We start from the raw sequence: 19,519 nt of genomic DNA, 5'->3' as shown, positions 1-19,519 counted from the left end.
ATGAAACTGCCGCGCGGCATTGGCCCCATCCACTTTATCGGCATCGGCGGCATCGGCATGTCCGGCATCGCCGAGGTGCTGCACAACCTTGGCTATACGGTGCAGGGGTCCGACGCCGCGGAGAACGCCAACGTGCGCCGCCTCGCCGCCCTGGGGGTGAAGACCTTCGCCGGCCATGACGGCGCCAATGTGGGCGAGGCCAGCGTGGTGGTGATCTCCACCGCCATCCGGCCGGACAATCCGGAGCTGAAGGCGGCGCGCGAGGCGCGCATTCCCGTGGTGCGCCGCGCCGAAATGCTGGCCGAGCTGATGCGGCTGAAGAGCTGCGTCGCCATCGCCGGCACCCACGGCAAGACCACCACCACCTCGCTGGTGGCGGCCATGCTCGACGCCGGCGGCTTCGACCCCACCGTCATCAACGGCGGCATCATCAACGCCTATGGCACCAACGCCCGCCTCGGGGCCGGCGACTGGATGGTGGTGGAGGCCGACGAGTCCGACGGCACCTTCCTCAAGCTGCCGGCAGACATCGCCGTGGTCACCAACATCGACCCGGAGCACCTCGACCACTTCAGGACCTATGACGCGGTGAAGCAGGCGTTCCACAGCTTCATCGACAACCTGCCGTTCTATGGCTTCGGCGTGATGTGCATCGACCATCCGGCCGTGCAGGACCTGGTGGGCCACGTGCTCGACCGGCGCGTCATCACCTATGGCGAGAACCCGCAGGCGGACGTGCGCCTCGTCGACGTGGACCTGCGCGGCGGCCGCTGCCGCTTCAGCGTCGTCGCCCGCTCGCCGCGCGGCGGGGCGGAGACGCGCATCGACGGCCTCGAGCTGCCCATGCCGGGCCTGCACAACGCCCTCAACGCCACCGCCGCCATCGCCGTGGCGCTGGAGCTTGAGGTGAGCCCGGATGTCATCCGCAAGGCGCTGGCCGGCTTCGGCGGCGTCAGCCGCCGCTTCACCCGCACCGGCGAGTGGAACGGCGTCGCCGTGTTCGACGATTACGGCCACCATCCGGTGGAGATCGCCGCGGTGCTGCGCGCCGCCCGCGCCTCCACCGAGGGGCAGGTGATCGCAGTGGTGCAGCCGCACCGCTACACGCGCCTGCACTCGCTGTTCAATGATTTCTGCACCTGCTTCAACGACGCCGACGTGGTGGCGGTGGCCCCGGTCTACGCCGCCGGCGAGCAGCCCATCGAAGGCGCCTCCCAGGCCGATCTGGTGGACGGCGTCAAGGCGCGCGGCCACCGCCGCGTGCTGGCGTTCAGCGGGCCGGAGGAGCTGCCTGCGCTGATCCGCGAACTGGCGAAGCCGGGCGATTATGTGGTGTGTCTCGGCGCCGGCAGCATCAGCCAGTGGGCGCACGCGCTGCCGGAGCAGCTGGCGCGGGGCGAGTGAGGCGGGGCCGTCGCCGGCGGGCGCCGCGCCGCCGCGGCGCGCCCCTGGCCCGTCTCCCGGGAGAATGCACATGAGCACGCTGAGCGCGGACGCGGTCGCCGGGATCGTCGCCGGCCTGAAGGACGTGCGCGGAACGGTGACCTTTGGCGCGCCGCTGGCGCCGCTGTCCTGGTTCCGGGCCGGCGGCCCGGCCGCGGCGCTGTTTGAGCCGGCGGACGAGGCCGATCTCGCCGCATTTCTCCGCCAGCTGCCGCCGGAGGTGGAGACCCTGGTCATCGGCCTCGGCTCCAACCTGCTGGTGCGCGACGGCGGCTATGACGGCGTCGTCATCCGGCTCGGCCGGGCGTTCGCCGCCGTCGAGGCGCTTGACGGCGCCCGCATCCGCGCCGGCGCCGCCGCGCCGGACGTCAAGGTGGCCAGCGCCGCGGCCAGGGCCGGAATCGACGGGTTCAGCTTCCTGCGCGGCATCCCCGGCTCCATCGGCGGGGCGCTGCGCATGAACGGCGGCGCCTATGGCGGCGAGACCGCCGACGTGCTCGTGGAGGCCCGCGGCGTCGACCGCGCCGGCCAGGTCCGCGTCTTCAGCCGCGCCGGCATGGGATTCTCCTACCGGCGCTGCGCCGTTCCCGAAGACGTGATCTTCACCGGGGCGCTGTTCCAGGGCCGCCCCGGCGACCCGCAGCAGATCGCCGCCGACATGGCGCGCATCACCGGGGCGCGCAGCGCCTCGCAGCCGGTCAGCGCCCGCACCGGCGGCTCCACCTTCAAGAACCCGCCCGGCCGCCGCGCCTGGGAGCTGGTGGACGCCGCCGGCTGCCGCGGCCTGCGCCGCGGCGCCGCGCAGGTGTCGGAAATGCACTGCAATTTCCTCATCAACCACGGCGGGGCCACGGCCGCGGACATTGAGGGGCTGGGGGAGGAGGTGCGCCGGCGGGTGCTGGAGGCCACCGGCGTGGAGCTGGAATGGGAGATCCGCCGCGTCGGCCGCCCGGCGGCGACGCCCTGAGGGCGGCCGGCCGCAGGCCGGCGTTTGCAAATCCGTAACGGAAACTGGCGTCTGCTTCAGGCGCCCGCGCCGGTTCCGGGACATGCCGCGCATGCATGATTCCCCGGGGGCGCAGTCATTCGCGCCGGCGCGCCGCGCCCGGCCGCAGGAGACAGATCATGACCACGCGGGAAAACAGGCATGTCGCGGTGCTGATGGGCGGCTGGGCGGCGGAGCGCGAGGTGTCGCTGCGCTCGGGCGCGGCCTGCGCCGCCGCGCTGCGCGAGGAGGGCTTCCGCGTCACCACCATCGACGTCGGGCCGGACGTGGCGCTGCGCCTGGCCGAGCTGAAGCCGGACGTGGCCTTCAACGCCCTGCACGGGCGCGGCGGCGAGGACGGCGTCATCCAGGGCGTGCTGGAGGCGCTGCGCATTCCCTACACCCACTCCGGCGTGCTGGCCTCGGCCCTGGCCATGGACAAGCAGCGCGCCAAGGCGGTGATGGCCGCCGCGGGCGTGCCGGTGGCCGAGGGCGTGGTCGTCACCCGCCAGGAGGCGGCGTCGCGCCACGTGCTGCCGCCGCCCTATGTGGTGAAGCCGGTGAACGAGGGCTCCTCCATCGGCGTCATCATCGTGCGCGAGGGCCGCGATCACCCGCCGCAGGAGCTGCTGCGCCGGGACTGGCCGCACGGCGAGCTGGTGATGGTGGAGAAATACGTGGCCGGGCGGGAGCTGACCTGCGCCGTCATGGGCGACCGGCCGCTGGACGTCATCGAGATCCGCACAGCCGGGCAAACCTTTTACGATTATGAATCCAAATACGCGAAAGGCGGCTCAACCCACATCCTTCCTGCGCCGCTTAAACCAAATGTTTACCGTCTTGTTCAAGAGTTGGCCCTGAAGGCGCACAGGGCGCTGGGATGCCGCGGAGTCAGCCGCGCGGACTTCCGCTGGGACGACAGCCAGGGTGAGGACGGCGAGCTGGTCTGCCTCGAGGTCAACACCCAGCCCGGCATGACCGGGACCTCCCTTGCGCCGGAAATGGCGGCTTACGCCGGATACTCTTTTGGCAGGTTCGTGCGATGGATGGTGGACGACGCCTCCTGCGACAGGTGACGCCGGGCATGGCCGGCGCCGGCGCGGCCGCGATGGCCGCCGGCTTCGCCGGTCACGGCCCGGTCCGGCGCCGGCGCGCGTGGTTCGCCCGCCGCGCCGCCGCCCGCCCGCTCGCCGACCGCATTCCGCCCCGGACCGGGACGGCGCTCGTTTTCTGCTTCATGGCGCTGGTGGGGATCACCGGCTACCATCTCGGCGGCCATGACGTCGCTTTCCGCGAGGCTTACGGCGAGCCGCGCGACGTGCTGGCGCGCGCCGCCGGTTTTGGCGTCAGCCGCATCGACATCTCCGGGCTGAAGGAGCTGCGCCGCGAGGAGGCGCTGAAGGCCACCGGCGTCACCGGCCGCAGCTCGCTGCTGTTTCTCGACGTCAACGAGGTGCGCGCGGCGCTCGAGCGCCTGCCGATGGTGAAGGAGGCCTCCGTCCGCAAGCTTTATCCGGACGCCCTCGCCATCTCCATCACCGAACGCCAGCCCGCGGCCCTGTGGCAGAAGAACGGCGAGCTGTTCGTGATCGCCGCCGACGGCGCGCCGCTGGGTCCGGTCACCGACATGCGCTTCGCCCGCCTGCCGTTCGTGGTGGGCGAGGGGGCCAACCTGCGCGCCGCCGAATATGCGGCGCTGCTGGAGCGGGCCGGGCCGCTGCGCGGACGCATCCGCGCCGGCTCGCTGGAGGCCGGCGCCAGCTGGACGCTGACCATGGACAACGGCGTGCGCGTGCGCCTGCCCGCGGGGGAAGGCGCCGCGGCCGCTCTGGAGCGGCTGGTGCGCCTGGAGCGCGAACACCGGCTGCTGGAAAAGGACATCCTGATGGTCGACCTGCGCATGCCCGACCGCGTGGTGGCGCGGCAGACCGTGGAGGCCGCGGCGGCGCGCGAGGAGATGCTGCGCAACCGCGCCAGACAGACCAAGGGGGCAGTGACGCTATGACTCACTTCCTTACCCCCCGCATGCGGCCGCTGTCGCCGCGCCGCAGCCTGACCCTGTCCGTGCTGGACGTGGGCTCGGCCAAGGTGGTGTGCCTCATCGCCCAGCTGAAGCCGGCGGGCGAGGGCGAGTCGCTGCCCGGCCGCACCCATGTGGCGCGCGTCATCGGCATCGGCCACGCCCGCTCGGCGGGGCTCAAGGGCGGCGCCGTGGTCAATCTGGACGAGGCCGAACGGGCCATCCGCAGCGCCGTGGACGCCGCAGAGCGCATGGCGCGCGTCGAGGTGCGCTCGGTGATCGTCAACCTCACCGGCGGCCGGCTCGGCTCGGTGCGCAGCAGCGCCGGGATCAGCGTGCGCGGCGGCGAGGTCACCGCCCGCGACGTGGACGCGGCCCTGGCGGCGGCGGCCAGCCAGGGCATGCAGCCCGGGCGCGCCGTGCTGCACACCCTGCCCACCGGCTTCACCCTCGACGGCCAGCGCGGCGTCACCGATCCGGAAGGACTGATCGGCCGCAGCCTCGGCGTCGACATGCATGTGGTCTCCGCCGACGCCGCCGCCACCCGCAACCTGATGCTGGCGGTGGAGCGGTGCCACCTCGACGTGGAGGCGGTGGTCTCCACGCCCTACGCCTCGGGCCTCGCCTGCCTTGTGGACGACGAGGCCGACATGGGCGTGGCGCTCATCGACATGGGCGCCTCCACCACCTCTTTCGCGGTGTTCGCCGGCGGGGCCCTGGCCCATGCCGACGCCATCGCCGTGGGCGGCTATCACGTCACCATGGACGTGGCGCGCGGCCTCTCCACCCGCATCGCCGCGGCCGAACGGCTGAAGACGCTTTACGGCTCGGCGGCGCTGACCCCGGCCGACGAGCGCGAGCTGATTTCGGTGCCGCTTGTGGACGAATTCGAGCGCGATATCCCCAATCACGCGCCCAAGTCGCAGCTGACCCGGATCATCCAGCCGCGCGTCGAGGAAATCCTCGAACTGGTGCGCGACCGCCTGCGTCACGCCGGTTTCGGCGCCGAGGCGTCGCGGCGCGTGGTGCTCACCGGCGGCGCCAGCCAGCTCAACGGCATGCAGGAGGCGGCCCGCCGCATCCTTTCCGCCGGCGCGGCGCCGGCCCGGGTGCGCGCCGGCCGGCCGCTGGGGGTGAAAGGCCTGCCGGAGGCCGCGAAAGGTCCGGCCTTCGCGGCGGCTGTCGGCCTGCTGGTCTATCCGCAGGTGGCCTTCGTCGAGCACTTCGAGACCCGGGCCGGATACAGCCACGCGCGCGCCGGTGCGGATAACTACCTTGCGCGCGTCGGACGGTGGATCAAAGACAGTTTCTGAAGCATGATTAGGGACACCAATCCTGCTTCGAAATTAAAAAATTAATGAAATCAAACGCTTGGCGGCAAATCACCTGATTCGTCGCCCGGTGTGGGAGCAAGACATGAGTCCGTGTTTTCGGTGCGGCGGCCGAAAACCAGTCACATTCCAAAGGGGCGCGCAGCCGGCGCCGTACTGGAAAAGAGGCAACTTCAAATGGCGATCCAGCTGCAGGTTCCGGACATCCGCGAACTGAAGCCTCACATCACGGTGTTCGGCGTCGGCGGCGCCGGCGGCAACGCCGTCAACAACATGATCGAAGCCGGGCTGGAAGGCGTGGAGTTCGTCTGCGCCAACACTGACGCCCAGGCGCTCGCCTCCAGCAAGGCCTCGCGCATCATCCAGATGGGCGTGCAGGCGACGGAAGGTCTCGGCGCCGGCTCCCAGCCCGAAGTCGGCCGCGCGGCCGCCGAAGAGGTGATCGACGAGATCCGCGACCAGCTCTCCGGCGCCCACATGGTGTTCATCACCGCCGGCATGGGCGGCGGCACCGGCACCGGCGCCGCGCCTGTGATCGCCCGCGCCGCCCGTGACCTCGGCATCCTTACCGTCGGCGTGGTCACCAAGCCATTCCACTTCGAGGGCGCCCGGCGCACCCGCGTGGCCGAGGCGGGCATCGCCGAGCTGCAGCAGGCGGTGGACACGCTGATCGTCATCCCCAACCAGAACCTGTTCCGCGTCGCCAACGAGCGCACCACCTTCGCCGACGCCTTCGCGATGGCCGACCAGGTGCTGTACTCCGGCGTGGCCTGCATCACCGACCTGATGGTGAAGGAAGGCCTCATCAACCTCGACTTCGCCGACGTGCGCTCGATCATGCGCGGCATGGGCAAGGCGATGATGGGCACCGGCGAGGCGTCCGGCGAGAAGCGCGCGCTCAACGCCGCCGAGGCGGCCATCGCCAACCCGCTCCTCGACGACGTGTCGATGAAAGGGGCGCGCGGCCTGCTCATCTCCATCACCGGCGGTCCCGACCTCACCCTCTATGAGGTGGACGAGGCCGCCACCCGCATCCGCGAGGAGGTGGACCCAGAGGCCAACATCATCCTCGGCGCCACCTTCGACAAGGCCATGGAAGGCATGATTCGCGTGTCGGTGGTGGCCACCGGCATCGAGCCGGCCGCCATCGCCGCCGACGCCGACATCCTCGCCACCGAGCGCAAGATCGCCGAGGTGGCCGAGCGCCTGCGCAGCGAGGCCCGCATGCGCGCCGGCCAGCCGGCGCCGTCGGCCCGCGCCGCCGTGACCGGTCCGGCCGGGCCGGTGGTGGCGCCCGAGGCCGGCGCCGCTTTCGCTCCGGTGCCGCCGGTGGCCGCCGACCCGGACGCCGAGGCTGCGGAGGCCGTGGAGACGGTCGCCGAGGCCGCCCCGCAGGTCGCGCCCCAGGCCGCCGCTTCCGCTGCGGTCCAGGCCGCGGCCGCGCCTGTCGCGCCGCAGGCCGCCCAGGTCGCGCCTCAGGTCGCCCAGGTCGCGCCTCATGTCGCGCCTCATGTCGCGCCTCATGTCGCGCCGCAGGCCTCCGCCTACGCCGCCGCGCCCGCCCCGCAGGCCGCGGCTCCCGCACAGGCTCCGGCGGCCGGGCCGGCGGAGACCCAGGACTATTTCATTCCGCCGCAGCCCGAGCGCGTGGTGCGCCCGGCCCGCATGCCGCGGGTGGACGAGCTGCCGCTGCCGGGACAGAACCAGCTGCGCGCCGCCCGTCCGGAATACGCCCCGGAGCATGAGACCCGCCGCATGTCGCTGATCCAGCGCATCGCCTCCGTGGGGCTCGGCCGTCGCGACGACAGCCACCACGCCGCCCAGCCGGCGCCGCGCCAGCCGGCGGCCGAGCAGCCGTCCCCGGTGCACGCCGAATACGGCCGCCGTCCGGCCCCGGCGCCGCAGCGTCCGGAGCAGCCGGCTCCGCAGGGTCGTGGTTTCGACGACGACCATCTCGAAATTCCGGCCTTCCTGCGTCGCCAGTCCAACTGACGCGCCGTCCCGCCGCCTCTCCCGCCGCCGCCGCGCGGCGGGTCGCTCCAGTGGGCGCAGGGGAGGGGAGCGCCGCGCCGGGCCATTCGCCGGCGCGTGCCGGATCCCTTGCGTAAGGGCGGGGTTTCCGGACATTGTGGAGGCATGTGGCCCCGCCCTTTCGGGCGGGGTCTTTGCGTGTTGAAAAGTGTTTTAAAAACATGTTGTTAACCGAAATTTTACTGCGCTGCGGCCGCGTAACAGAACGTAAGAAAGCGTGATTTGTCCGCCCTGCTGTCGCGGACTATGTTCCTTGCCATTCATGGGGCGGCAGGGTGGCGTTTCCGTCACGTTCCGTCGCTTCGCCGTCTGTCACGCGGGGCGCGTCCGCAAGGGCGCCGTCGCCGCCTGTCGCGCTGGCTGATGTCCTGTCTCCGGGGCTGACGGCGCGATCGCCCGAGGTCAGGAAGGCAAGATGAAAGCCAGCCGGCAAACCACGCTTCGCGCTCCCATTGTCATCACTGGCAGCGGCGTGCATGGGGGGCAGCCCGTCAGCATGACGCTGCATCCCGCTCCGGCGAACAGCGGCGTCACCTTTTTGCGCACCAATCTCCCCAATGGTCATGAGCGTCTGCTGGAGGCCCGGCATCTGGCGGTTTCCGCCACGGCGCTGTGCACGGTGATCGGCGATTCCGAATCCGGTTCGGTGGCCACCATCGAGCACCTGATGTCGGCGCTCGCCGGTCTGGGCGTGGACAATGTCTGCATCGAGATCGACGGTCCCGAGGTTCCGATCCTCGACGGCAGCGCCGCCGCCTATGTGGACGCCATCGCCGGCGTCGGCGTGGTGGAGCAGCAGGCATGGCGCCGCTACGTCAAGGTGCTGCGCCCGGTGCGGGTGGAGATGGGCAAGGCCCACGCCGAGATGCGCCCCTATGACCGCGGCTTCCGTCTCGACGTGGAGATTGATTTCGACACGCCGGTGATCGGCCGCCAGCGCATGGTGTTCGATCTCACCCCGGACGCCTACCGCCGCGACATCGCCCGCGCCCGCACCTTCGGCTTCATGAGCGACGTGGAGGCGCTGTGGAAGCAGGGCTTCGCCCGCGGCGCCTCGCTGGAGAACACCGTGGCCCTCGGCCCGGACGGCGTCATCAATCCTGAAGGCGTGCGCTGGCCGGACGAGTTCGTCCGCCACAAGATCCTCGACGCCATCGGCGACCTCTCCCTCGCCGGCGCGCCGATCGTCGGCATGTACCGCTCCTACTGCGGCGGTCACCGTCTCAACTACATGATGCTTGAGGCGCTGTTCGCCGACCGCGCCAATTACGCCATCGTCGACATGGCGCCGCGGCGCGAAACCGGCCACGCCGAAGCGCCGGCCGTCGCCGTCGCCGCCTTCTCTCCGCAGGTGCACTGATCCGGCCGCGCCTGTTTGCGGCGCGTTCCTGCGGCCGCCGCCGCCTTCGCCCGCGCGGGCGCGGCCGCCTGTCGCGGCCGCCGCCCGGCGCCGGGGCGCCATTGTCTGGCCACTGACAGTCCCCACAAGGGCCGGCCGGCGTCTTCGCGCGCAGGCCGCGCCGCCATGGATCCGCCTGCGGCTGCGGGCGCCGGGTGTGGACTTGGCGGGCCTGGGCGTTCACGCTACAAGCGATGCTGGTTTGGCGGCCGGCATGGCCGCATCGGGACGTCGGTGAGGGCGTCAGGCAGAAATTCGGGACGCCCTGCCCGGCGCGGCGGGGCGGTCTGCGCCGGGCGGCGCGGAAAAAACGGCTGAAGGGAACGTCGCGGCATGCGTCTGGGAAAATCGTTCAGGGCGGCTACCATGATGGGCGGTCGCCTCTTGCTCTCCGCCGTCGCGGTCTCGGCCCTTGTCGCGTGCAGCGAGGGGCTGGACAAGTTCAACCCGTTCGCTGAGGAAAAATACAAGCCGGAGAAGGTGGTCGATACGCCGCCGGAGGAGCTGTACAACGACGGCCTCGCCCGCGCCGCCAACGGCAACTTCATCGCCGCCGCGAAGAAGTTCGACGAGGTCATCAAGATCCATCCGCATTCGCCCTGGGCCAAGAAGGCGCTGCTGATGTCGGCCTACGCCAATTACGAGGGCGGCGCCTATGACGACGCCATCGCCTCGGCGAAGCGCTACGTCACCCTCTATCCCTCCGACAGGGACGCCGCTTACGCCCAGTACCTGCTGGCCATGTCGCACTATTCCATGGCGCCGGACGTCTCGCGCGACCAGGAGCAGGCGGAGAAGGCCGGCCAGGCCCTGCACGAGCTGGTCACCCGCTATCCCAACTCCGAGTACGTGAAGGACTCGAAGTGGAAGATCCAGGTGATCCGCGACCAGCTCGCCGGCAAGGAGATGGACGTCGGCCGCTACTACCTGAAGCGGCGCAACTATGGCGCGGCCATCAACCGTTTCCGCGTCGTGGTGAGCCAGTACCAGAACACCCGTCACGTCGAGGAGGCGCTGTACCGCCTGGTTGAGGCCTATCTGGCCATGGGCGTCCACAACGAGGCGCAGACCGCGGCGGCCGTGCTGGGCCACAACTTCCCGGACAGCCAGTGGTATCATGACGCCTACGCCCTGCTCACCCGCGGCGGCCTGCAGCCGCATGAGGACAGGGGCTCGTGGATCAGCCGCGCCTTCAGCAGCATCGCCGGACGCAACTGAGGCGCCATGCTCGCGCAGCTGTCGGTCCGTGACATTGTCCTGATCGACCGGCTTGACCTGGCTTTCGCGCCAGGCCTGAGCGTGCTGACGGGCGAGACCGGCGCCGGCAAGTCCATCCTGCTCGACGCTTTCGCGCTCGCCCTTGGCGGGCGCGGGGACGGCGGGCTGGTCCGCAACGGCCAGTCCCAGGGGCAGGTAACGGCGGCGTTCGACGTTCCGTCCGGGCATCCGGCGCGCGCCGCCGCCACGGCGCACGGCCTGGAGGTCGACGGCGATCTCATCCTCCGCCGCGTGCAGATGGCGGACGGGCGCACGCGCGCCTTCATCAACGACCAGCCGGTGAGCGTGCAGGCGCTGCGCGCCGTGGGCCGCGCGCTGGTCGAGATTCACGGACAGCACGACGACCGCGCGCTGATGGATCCGGCCTCGCACCGGGCCATTCTCGACGCCTTCGGCGGCCATGGCGCGCTGGCGGCGGAGGTGGCGGCGGCCGCGCGCCGGCTGCGCGACGCCCGGGAGGAGCTGGAGGCCCGCATCGCCGCCATCGAGGCCGCGCGCAGGGAGGCCGACTATCTGCGCCACGCCGTGGACGAGCTGTCCAGGCTCGCGCCGGAGGCCGGCGAGGAGGAGCAGCTCGCCGCCCGTCGCCAGGCGATGATGCAGGCGGAGAAAGTGGTGGCCGAGCTCAACGAGGCCCACCAGACCCTCTCCGGCCACGCCTCGCCCATTCCCTTCATCGCCAGCGCCATGCGCCGGCTGGAGCGGCGGCTGGACCAGGCCCCGCATCTGCTGGAGCCGGGCGTGCGCGCCCTGGATGCGGCGCTCAACGCCCTGGAGGAGGCGGCGGGCGTGCTGGAGCGCAGTCTCGCCGACGCCGAGTTCGACCCGCGCGAGCTGGAGACGGTGGAGGAGCGGCTGTTCGCCCTGCGCGGCGCCGCCCGCAAGCACGGCGTGACGCCGGACGAGCTGCCGCAGCTGCTGGAGAAATTCCAGGGGGAGCTGGAGAATCTTGACGCCGGCGAGAAGCATGTCGAGGCCCTGGGCCGCGCGGTGGCCGAGGCGGAGGCGGCCTATGTCGCCGCCGCGCGGCGGCTGTCGCAGGCGCGGCGCGAGGCGGCCGCCGCCCTTGACGCGGCGGTCGGCGCGGAGCTGCCGCCGCTGAAGCTGGAGCGGGCGCGCTTCATCACCGAAATCGACGCCGACGAATCCGCCCGCGGTCCGGAAGGCTTTGACCGGGTGGGCTTTGTGGTGCAGACCAATCCGGGGTCGCGGCCGGGGCCGATGATGAAGGTGGCCTCGGGCGGCGAGCTCTCGCGCTTCATGCTGGCGCTGAAGGTGGCGCTGGCGGACCGTGGCTCGGCCCCCACCCTGGTGTTCGACGAGATCGACACCGGCGTCGGCGGGGCGGTGGCGGACGCCATCGGCCAGCGTCTCGCCCGCCTGGCGCGGCGGGTGCAGGTGATCTGCGTCACCCACGCGCCGCAGGTGGCGGCCAGGGCGACCCATCACTTCCTCATCGCCAAGGAGCCGGTGGCCGCCACCGGCGCCATCGCCACCCGGGTGACAGGCCTCGCCAGCGACCGGCGCCGGGAGGAGATCGCCCGCATGCTCGCCGGCTCCACCATCACCGAGGAGGCGCGGGCCGCCGCCGCACGCCTGCTGGACGGCGCGGCGTAAGCCGCCATCCGCACGCGACGCCGGCGCGGCGGCGCGCGTTACCCGACAGGACAGGGGAGGGCGCGCCGTCCGCGCCGTTCTCCCGCCCCGCCGCAGACCAGGATCGCAGCCATGGCCACACGCCCCGCCGCCGCCAAGCCCGTGGAAGAGCTGGACCTCGTCGAGGCCAGCGAGGAGCATGCGGCCCTTGGCGCCGAGATCGCCCGCCACGACGCGCTCTATTACCAGCAGGACGCGCCGGAAATTTCCGACGCCGAATATGACGCCCTGCGCCGGCGCTATGAGGCCATCGAGGCGCGCTTTCCGTCGCTGCGCACGCCGGACAGCCTGTCGCTGAAGGTGGGCGCGGCGCCGGCGGCCGGCTTCCGCAAGGTGCGCCACGCCGTGCCAATGCTGTCGCTGGCCAACGCCTTCACCGACGCCGACGTGGAGGAGTTCGTCGCCCGGGTGACGCGCTTTCTCGGCCTGCCCGACGGGGCGCCGCTGGAGATCACCGCCGAGCCGAAGATCGACGGCCTGTCCATCAGCCTGCGTTACGAAAACGGCGTGCTGGTCGGCGGCGCCACCCGCGGCGACGGCGAGGAGGGCGAGGACGTCACCGCCAACGTGCAGGCGATCGCCGGCATTCCCCGGCGCATCGACGCGCCGGACGCGCCGGAGGTGCTGGAGGTGCGCGGCGAGATCTACATGAGCCACGAGGCCTTCGCCGCCGTCAACGCCGCCCAGCAGGCGGCGGGAAAGCCGCTGTTCGCCAATCCGCGCAACGCCGCCGCCGGTTCGCTGCGCCAGAAGGACGCCGCCGTCACCGCCCGCCGGCCGCTTGCCTTCTTCGCTTACGCCTGGGGCGAGGCCAGCGCCCTGCCGGCCGGCACCCAGATGGGCGTGATCGAGGCCTTCGCCCGCTGGGGCTTTCCCACCAACCCGCTCACCATCGTGGCGCGCAGCGCGGCCGGACTGCTGGCGCATTACCGGCGCATCGGCGAGATGAGGGCGACGCTGGGCTATGACATCGACGGCGTCGTCTACAAGGTGAACGACATCGCCCTGCAGCGGCGGCTCGGCTTTGTGGCCCGCTCGCCGCGCTGGGCCATCGCCCACAAGTTCCCGGCCGAGCGCGCCTTCACCATCCTGGAGGACATCGACGTCCAGGTGGGCCGCACCGGCGCGCTCACTCCGGTGGCGCGGCTGAAGCCGGTGACGGTGGGCGGCGTCGTCGTCTCCAACGCCACGCTGCACAATGAGGAGGAGATCGCCCGCAAGGACGTGCGCATCGGCGACACGGTGGAGGTGCAGCGCGCCGGCGACGTCATTCCCCAGGTGCTGGGCGTCGTGCCGGAAAAGCGCCCGCCGGACGCCCGGCCGTTCGTGTTCCCCGTCACCTGCCCGGCGTGCGGCGCCCATGCGGTGCGCGAGTTCAATCCGCGCGCCGGCCGCGAGGACGTGGTGCGGCGCTGCACCGGCGGCCTCACCTGTCCGGCCCAGGCGCGCGAACGGCTCAAACACTTCGTCTCGCGCAACGCCATGGACATCGAGGGGCTTGGCGAGAAGCAGATCGACATGCTGTTCGACGAGGGCCTGGTGACGTCGCCGGCCGACATTTTCCGCCTCGACGTGGAGGCGGTGAAAGCGGCCGAGTTCCGGCGCCGGCGCGAGCTTGCGGCGAAGCGCGCCGGAGGCGAAGGCGGAGCGGACGGGGACGGCGGCCTGGCGGAGACGGCGGAGGCCGCGCCGCAGCGGCCGGGCAGGGGCGCGCCGGAATACAGGTCGGTCGACAGGCTGATGGAGACCATCGACAGCCGGCGCGAGCCGCCGCTGGACCGCTTCCTGTTCGCGCTCGGCATCCGCCATGTCGGCGAGGCCACCAGCCGGGCGCTGGCCCGCCGCTACGGCACGATGGAGGCGCTGCTGAAGCGCGTGGACGAGGCCATCGCCGGCCGCCCGGGCGTGGCCCTGCACCGGCTGGAGGCGGTGGCGGGCGTCGGCCCCACCTCGCGCCGGAAGCTGCTGCAGCTGGCCGCGGAGGGCGGCCTCGCCCTGGAGACGCTGCGCCGCGCGCCGGCGGCGGGGCTGAAGGCGGCCGGTTTGAACCGGAAGGCGGTGGAGTCGCTGCTGGCCGCCTTCGGCGACGGCGAGACGCTGGCGGCGGCGCTGGTGGAGGCGGCGGCGCACCAGCCGGGCGAGGCTTGGCTGGAGATGGCCGGGCTGCAGGACGTGGGGCCGGTGGCGCTCGACGCCCTGCTGGATTTCTTCTCCGAGGAGCACAGCCGCGCCGCGGTGGAGGACCTGCTGACGCAGGTGCGGCCCAGGCCGCTGGAGGCGCCGGCGACGGCGGCGGAGTCGCCCATCGCCGGCAAGACCATCGTGTTCACCGGGACCCTGGAGCGCATGACCCGCTCCGAGGCCAAGGCGACGGCGACGCGCCTTGGCGCGCGCGTCGCCTCCTCGGTGAGCCGCAGCACCGATCTGGTGGTGGCGGGCCCGGGGGCCGGCTCCAAGCTGGCCGAGGCGCAGAAGCTGGGCGTGCCGGTGATCAGCGAGGAGGAGTGGCTGGCCGGCCTGCCCGGGGGAGCGCCGGACTGATGCGCGCCCTGGCCATTGACTTCGAGACAGCCAACGAGCGCCGCGACAGCGCCTGCGCCATCGGCCTCGCCTTCATCGACGACGGCGTGGTGACGCGGCGCGAATACCGGCTCATCCGTCCGCCGGAGCTGCGCTTTCATCCCGGAAACGTGCGCGTTCACGGCATCCTGCCCGCGCATGTGACGCACGAGCCGGAATTCCCGGAGGTGTGGCGGGAGTTCGCCGGCGCGGCGGCGGGGCGGGTGTTCGTCGCCCACAACGCCGCCTTCGACAGCGCGGTTCTGGCGGCGATGCTGGCGTTTTACCGGATGGAGGCGCCGCCGGTCACGTTCGCCTGTTCGCTGCAGCTGGCGCGGCGGGCGTGGCCGGACCTGCCGGGGCACCGGCTGAACCAGCTCGGGGCGTTTCTGGGGGTGCCGTTCCGGCACCATCACGCCGGCGAGGACGCCTACGCCTGCGCCCGCATCGCGCTCGCCGCCCTGGAGGCGCTGGGCGAGACCAGCTTCGCCGCGGCGCGGATGCGGGCGCCGCGCCGCGGCGGGGGCCGGGCGGTCACGCCGGGCCGCCGGGCGGCCAGCCGGTCTGGTCCGGTGATCATGGTGCGCGGCAGCCGCGGCGACGTCTGGCGGGTGCGGGTGAGCATGGACGTCGGCGGGCGCACCGCCTGCGACTGTCCTGCCGGACGGTTCGGCCGCGTGTGCCGTCATGTGAAGGCGCTGGCCGACGGCGTGGTGGACGACGTCATTTCCTGTGAGGAGGTGGAGCTGTCCGCCGCCCTGGCGCGCATTCGCCGCCAGCTGGCGTGAGGCGGGCGCCGTTCCTGAGCCCCGGGCGTCCCGCCCGGGGGCCCGCGCCGCCCGCTCCGCGCAGGACGGCCCGGGGAGCCAGCGCCGCCGGACGCCGTCCTCCGGCCGCCCGGCGCCAGTGACGGCGGGCGCGCGCCGGCGCCTGTCTCACGCCCCGGAGAGATGCAGCACGATCTCGCGCCGGTGCGGGGCGCGACGGTGCTCGAACAGGTAAATCCCCTGCCACGTCCCCAGCAGCATGCGGCCGTCCGCCACCGGAACCGACAGGTGGGTCTGGGTGAGGGCGGCGCGGATGTGCGCCGGCATGTCGTCCGGCCCCTCGCTGTCATGCACGTAAAGCCCGCGCCCTTCCGGCGCCACGTGGCGGAAGAAGGCGAGCAGGTCCGTCTGCACGTCCGGATCGGCGTTTTCCTGAATCAGCAGCGACGCCGAGGTGTGGCGGCAGAACACGGTGAGCAGCCCCACCGTCAGGCCATGCTGGCGCGACGCCCCGGCCACGAAGGCGGCGGCCTCGCGGGTGAATTCGTAAAACCCCTGGCCGCGGGTGCTCAGGGAAAGACGATGCTGCGCGTGCGGCATGGCGGCTCCGTGATGGGCCGGGCGAAACGGCGGCCGTCGCCTTTCGCGCGGCGCGAACGGTTCTCCGGCGGGGCTGCTCCCGGAAAGGGCGGCGCCCTGGCGGGCCGCCGCTCCGGTCCGCGCCCTAACCGGTGGCGATGATCACCCGGCGCACCCGCTCCACCAGGTCGGCGATGTCGCTCTCGCTGGCGATCAGCGGCGGCGACAGGGCGATGGTGTCGCCGCCCACGCGCAGCAGCACGTCGTGATCGTGGAAGCCCCTCTCGATGGCTGCGAGGCCGCGCCTGCCGGGAACCTCGCGCCCGTCATCATCCTTCGCCGGCGCAAGGTCAATGCCGGCGGCGAGGCCGATGTTGCGCACGTCCAGCACGCCGGGCAGCCCCTTCAGCGCGTGCACTGCGTCGGCCAGCGTCTCCTCCAGCCGGCGGGCGCGGGCGAACAGGTCCTCGTCGCGGTACAGGTCGAGCGCCGCCAGACCCGCGGCGCAGGCCAGCGGATGCGCCGAATAGGTGTAGCCGTGGAACAGCTCGATCATGTGCGCCGGACCCTGCATGAACGCCTCGAACACGCCCTCGCGCACGATGACGCCGCCCATGGGCGCGGCTCCGGAGGTGACGCCCTTGGCGAAGGTGAGCATGTCCGGAAGCACGCCGAAACGCTCCGCCGCGAAGGCCGCGCCCAGCCGGCCGAAGCCGGTGATCACCTCGTCGAAGACCAGCAGTATGTCGTGCCTGTCGCAGATGGCGCGCAGCCGCTCCAGATAGCCGCGCGGCGGCGGCAGCACGCCGGTGGAGCCGGCCATGGGCTCCACCATCACTGCGGCGATGGTGGAGGCGTCGTGCAGCGCCACCAGCCGCTCCAGCTCGTCGGCCAGATGCGCGCCCCATTCCGGCTGGCCGCGGCTGAACGCCTGGTGCTCGCGGCTGTAGGTGTGCGGCAGGTGGTCCACCCCCGGCAGCAGCGCGCCGAAGCTCTTGCGGTTGGCGGAGATGCCGCCCACCGAAACGCCGCCGAAGCCCACGCCGTGATAGCCGCGCTCGCGGCCGATCAGCCGGGTTTTCGTGGCCTTGCCCTTCGCCTGCCAGTAGGCGATGGCGATTTTCAGCGCCGTGTCCGCCGCCTCCGAGCCCGAATTGGTGAAGAACACCCGGTTGAGGTCGCCGGGCGCAAGATCGGCGAGGCGGCTGGCCAGGGCGAAGGCCGCCGGATGCCCATACTGGAAGGTGGGGGCGTAATCGAGCCGCGCCGCCTGCTCCTGGATGGCGCGCACGATGGGCGCGCGGCCGTGGCCGGCGTTGCAGCACCACAGGCCGGCGGCGCCGTCGAGAATGCGGCGGCCGTCCACGGTCACGTAATGCATCCCCTCCGCTGCGGCGATCAGGCGCGGGCGGCGGCGAAACGCCCGGTTGGCGGTGAACGGCATCCAGAACGCGTCCAGATCATTGGGCGCGGCGGGGGCGGCGGGCCGGTAGATGTCTGCAGTCATGTCACGCCTCGCGGCAGGAGGACCATGGGGCCGATGGTACATGCGCCGCGCCGCGGCGCCACCGTCTTGTTGTCGTCCGGCCGGAAGGCCATAAGAGGTCCCGGCCGGTCTGCGGTCCCGGACCATCAGGAAAGGATGACGATGAGCGCCACAGGAAATGCCCCCGCGCGCCGCGTGCGGCTGGTGAACGGCCTGTCCGCGGTGGCCGCGGGCAGGGAGCTGCTGATCTGCGACATCTGGGGCGTGATCCATAACGGCGTGCGGGCGTTCCAGGATTCCTGCGAGGCGCTGGCGCGCTTCCGCGCGGGCGGCGGCGCGGTGGTGCTGGTGTCCAACGCCCCGCGGCCGTCCGCTCTGGTCCGCGACATGCTCGACCGTCTCGGCGCCCCGCGCGAGGCCTATGACGGCATCGTCACCTCGGGCGACATCACCCGCAGCGCCATCGCCGAACGGGCCGGCCGGCCGGTGTTCATGATCGGCCCGGCCCGCGACCGGCCGGTGTTCGACGGGCTGGACGTCCGCTTCGCTCCCGCGGAGGAGGCGGACTATGTGGTGTGCACCGGCCTGTTCGACGACGAGAACGAAACCGCCGAGACCTACCGGCCGGTGCTGGAGGGGCTGCTGGCGCGCGACGTCGAGCTGGTCTGCGCCAATCCGGACCTGGTGGTGGAGCGCGGCGACCGGCTGATTCCCTGCGCCGGCGCCATCGCCGCGCTCTACGCCCGCATGGGCGGCCGGGTGATCTACGCCGGCAAGCCCCATGCGCCGGTCTATGAGGCCGCCTTCGCCTTTGGCGAGCGGCTGAAGAATGGCCCCATCCCGCGCCGCGCCATGCTCGCCATCGGCGATTCGATCCACACCGACGTGGCCGGCGCCGTGGGCATGGGCGTCGACGTGCTGTTCGTGGCCCGCGGCGTCCACGCTCACGAAGTGATGATCGGCGGGACGCTCGACCAGGCGGCCGTGGACGCCTGGGCGGCGGCGCAGAAGGTCGTCCCCACCGCGTTCATCGATCACCTGCGCTGGTAAGGGGCTCCGGCGGGCCGGCGCCGCCGCGGCGCCCGGCGCAGGCCGGCCCAGGACATTGGTCGGGTGACCAAAGTCCAATTGGCCGCGCGGCCCCGGGCCGGCACTCTTTTCCCTGCGCCGGGGAACGCCGGATAGGGCGGTTCCGCTCCGGCGTTCCCCGGCAGGAAACAGCAGGCCAGCCCCGCGGGCTGGGCGTGCGCGCGATGGGGGGCGGCGTTGCGAGCCTATCTGTTCGAGGAGTTGCGGCGCGGCATGCGGGCGACGCTCATGCGCACCGTCATGGACGCGCATATCAGCGAATTCGCGGCCATCACCGGCGATCTCAACCCGCTGCTGCTGGACGACGCCTTCGCCGGCAACACCCGGTTCGGCCAGCGCATCGTCCACGGCATGTTCACCGCCGGCCTGATCTCGGCCCTGATCGGCACGCGTCTGCCGGGGCCCGGCTCCATTTACCTCTCCCAGACCCTGCAGTTTCTGGCGCCGGTGCGCGTCGGCGACGTGGTCACCGCCGCCGTGGAGGTGGTGGAGCTGGTGCCGGCGCGCCAGCGCGTGCGGCTCTATTGCGAGTGCGTGGCCGACGGCCGCGGCGTGCTGGAAGGCGAGGCCTGGGTGGCGCTGCCCGCCCCGTCCACCGCCGCCGCCAGCGCCTGAGCGTCCGGCCCGCCGGCGCCGGCGCCGGCCGCGCCGCGCCTGGCGCGGGGAAGGCGCGGAGGCGAAGCCGGGAGGGGCGGGGAGCGGCGCCCCCTGCGCCGCGCCTGCGGCCGCGTCCCTGCGGGGCGCGCTTTCTTACCGCATGGCCGGGGGCGGCGGCGGCGCTGCGCGGGCGCGGCGCGCCCTTGACCTTCGCCGCCGGATGTTGGCAGGTTTCGCGCGCCGCGGTCCGTCCCGGGCCGGGCGTTTCCAGGCCGGGCGCCGTCCTGCGCCGCGCCTCG

Annotated in this window: 15 protein-coding genes; 13 read left to right on the top strand and 2 right to left on the bottom strand. The window is 72.4% G+C overall.

Annotated elements, in window-relative coordinates:
• From murC to ACFFJB_RS09945, 11 genes are all read left to right on the top strand, one after another.
• Positions 1–1,404: a UDP-N-acetylmuramate--L-alanine ligase gene (murC, locus tag ACFFJB_RS09995; RefSeq protein ID WP_376831148.1), complete on the top strand. Its 1,404-nt coding sequence runs from the start codon at positions 1–3 to the stop codon at positions 1,402–1,404.
• Between the two features lie 64 nt (positions 1,405–1,468).
• A complete protein-coding gene (gene murB / locus ACFFJB_RS09990; RefSeq protein ID WP_376831146.1) occupies positions 1,469–2,410 on the top strand; it encodes a UDP-N-acetylmuramate dehydrogenase in 942 nt (313 codons plus the stop codon).
• A 158-nt stretch (positions 2,411–2,568) separates the two neighbouring features.
• The gene (locus ACFFJB_RS09985) at positions 2,569–3,504 is read left to right on the top strand and encodes a D-alanine--D-alanine ligase (RefSeq protein ID WP_376831144.1); all 936 of its coding nucleotides are present in this window, start codon (positions 2,569–2,571) and stop codon (positions 3,502–3,504) included.
• 8 nt (positions 3,505–3,512) lie between these two features.
• The gene (locus ACFFJB_RS09980; protein WP_376831142.1) at positions 3,513–4,433 is read left to right on the top strand and encodes a cell division protein FtsQ/DivIB; all 921 of its coding nucleotides are present in this window, start codon (positions 3,513–3,515) and stop codon (positions 4,431–4,433) included.
• Entirely contained in the window at positions 4,430–5,761 is a 1,332-nt protein-coding gene (ftsA, locus tag ACFFJB_RS09975; protein ID WP_376831140.1) for a cell division protein FtsA, read from the top strand. The genes ACFFJB_RS09980 and ftsA overlap by 4 nt, the downstream gene beginning before the upstream one ends.
• A gap of 195 nt (positions 5,762–5,956) precedes the next feature.
• Positions 5,957–7,771, top strand: a complete 1,815-nt coding sequence (gene ftsZ, locus ACFFJB_RS09970; protein ID WP_376831138.1) for a cell division protein FtsZ — start codon at positions 5,957–5,959, stop codon at positions 7,769–7,771.
• A gap of 454 nt (positions 7,772–8,225) precedes the next feature.
• Positions 8,226–9,170 (top strand): UDP-3-O-acyl-N-acetylglucosamine deacetylase, encoded by a 945-nt coding sequence (lpxC, locus tag ACFFJB_RS09965; RefSeq protein WP_376831136.1) that lies wholly within the window; start codon positions 8,226–8,228, stop codon positions 9,168–9,170.
• Positions 9,171–9,542: 372 nt separating this feature from the next.
• Positions 9,543–10,427: an outer membrane protein assembly factor BamD gene (locus ACFFJB_RS09960; protein ID WP_376831134.1), complete on the top strand. Its 885-nt coding sequence runs from the start codon at positions 9,543–9,545 to the stop codon at positions 10,425–10,427.
• 6 nt (positions 10,428–10,433) lie between these two features.
• Positions 10,434–12,104, top strand: a complete 1,671-nt coding sequence (recN, locus tag ACFFJB_RS09955) for a DNA repair protein RecN (protein ID WP_376831132.1) — start codon at positions 10,434–10,436, stop codon at positions 12,102–12,104.
• A gap of 111 nt (positions 12,105–12,215) precedes the next feature.
• On the top strand, positions 12,216–14,684 hold the full coding sequence (gene ligA / locus ACFFJB_RS09950; RefSeq protein WP_376831130.1) for an NAD-dependent DNA ligase LigA: 2,469 nt from the start codon (positions 12,216–12,218) through the stop codon (positions 14,682–14,684).
• Complete coding sequence (locus ACFFJB_RS09945) at positions 14,684–15,490, top strand: 3'-5' exonuclease (protein WP_376831128.1); 807 nt, start codon at positions 14,684–14,686, stop codon at positions 15,488–15,490. The genes ligA and ACFFJB_RS09945 overlap by 1 nt, the downstream gene beginning before the upstream one ends.
• Positions 15,491–15,637: 147 nt before the next feature.
• Here the strand turns inward: ACFFJB_RS09945 and ACFFJB_RS09940 are convergent, their stop codons facing one another.
• Both ACFFJB_RS09940 and aptA read right to left on the bottom strand, forming a co-directional pair.
• Positions 15,638–16,069: a secondary thiamine-phosphate synthase enzyme YjbQ gene (locus ACFFJB_RS09940; protein ID WP_376831126.1), complete on the bottom strand. Its 432-nt coding sequence runs from the start codon at positions 16,067–16,069 to the stop codon at positions 15,638–15,640.
• 124 nt (positions 16,070–16,193) lie between these two features.
• On the bottom strand, positions 16,194–17,555 hold the full coding sequence (gene aptA / locus ACFFJB_RS09935; RefSeq protein ID WP_376831124.1) for an omega-aminotransferase AptA: 1,362 nt from the start codon (positions 17,553–17,555) through the stop codon (positions 16,194–16,196).
• Positions 17,556–17,696: 141 nt separating this feature from the next.
• Between aptA and ACFFJB_RS09930 the strand changes: the two genes are divergently transcribed.
• Both ACFFJB_RS09930 and ACFFJB_RS09925 read left to right on the top strand, forming a co-directional pair.
• Complete coding sequence (locus tag ACFFJB_RS09930; RefSeq protein WP_376831122.1) at positions 17,697–18,584, top strand: TIGR01459 family HAD-type hydrolase; 888 nt, start codon at positions 17,697–17,699, stop codon at positions 18,582–18,584.
• 216 nt (positions 18,585–18,800) lie between these two features.
• A complete protein-coding gene (locus tag ACFFJB_RS09925) occupies positions 18,801–19,238 on the top strand; it encodes a MaoC family dehydratase (protein ID WP_376831120.1) in 438 nt (145 codons plus the stop codon).
• The last annotated feature ends 281 nt before the right edge of the window (positions 19,239–19,519 follow it).

Source organism: Camelimonas abortus (assembly GCF_042432745.1).
Lineage (GTDB): Bacteria > Pseudomonadota > Alphaproteobacteria > Rhizobiales > Beijerinckiaceae > Camelimonas > Camelimonas abortus.
This window is presented reverse-complemented; position numbering and strand designations above follow the sequence as displayed.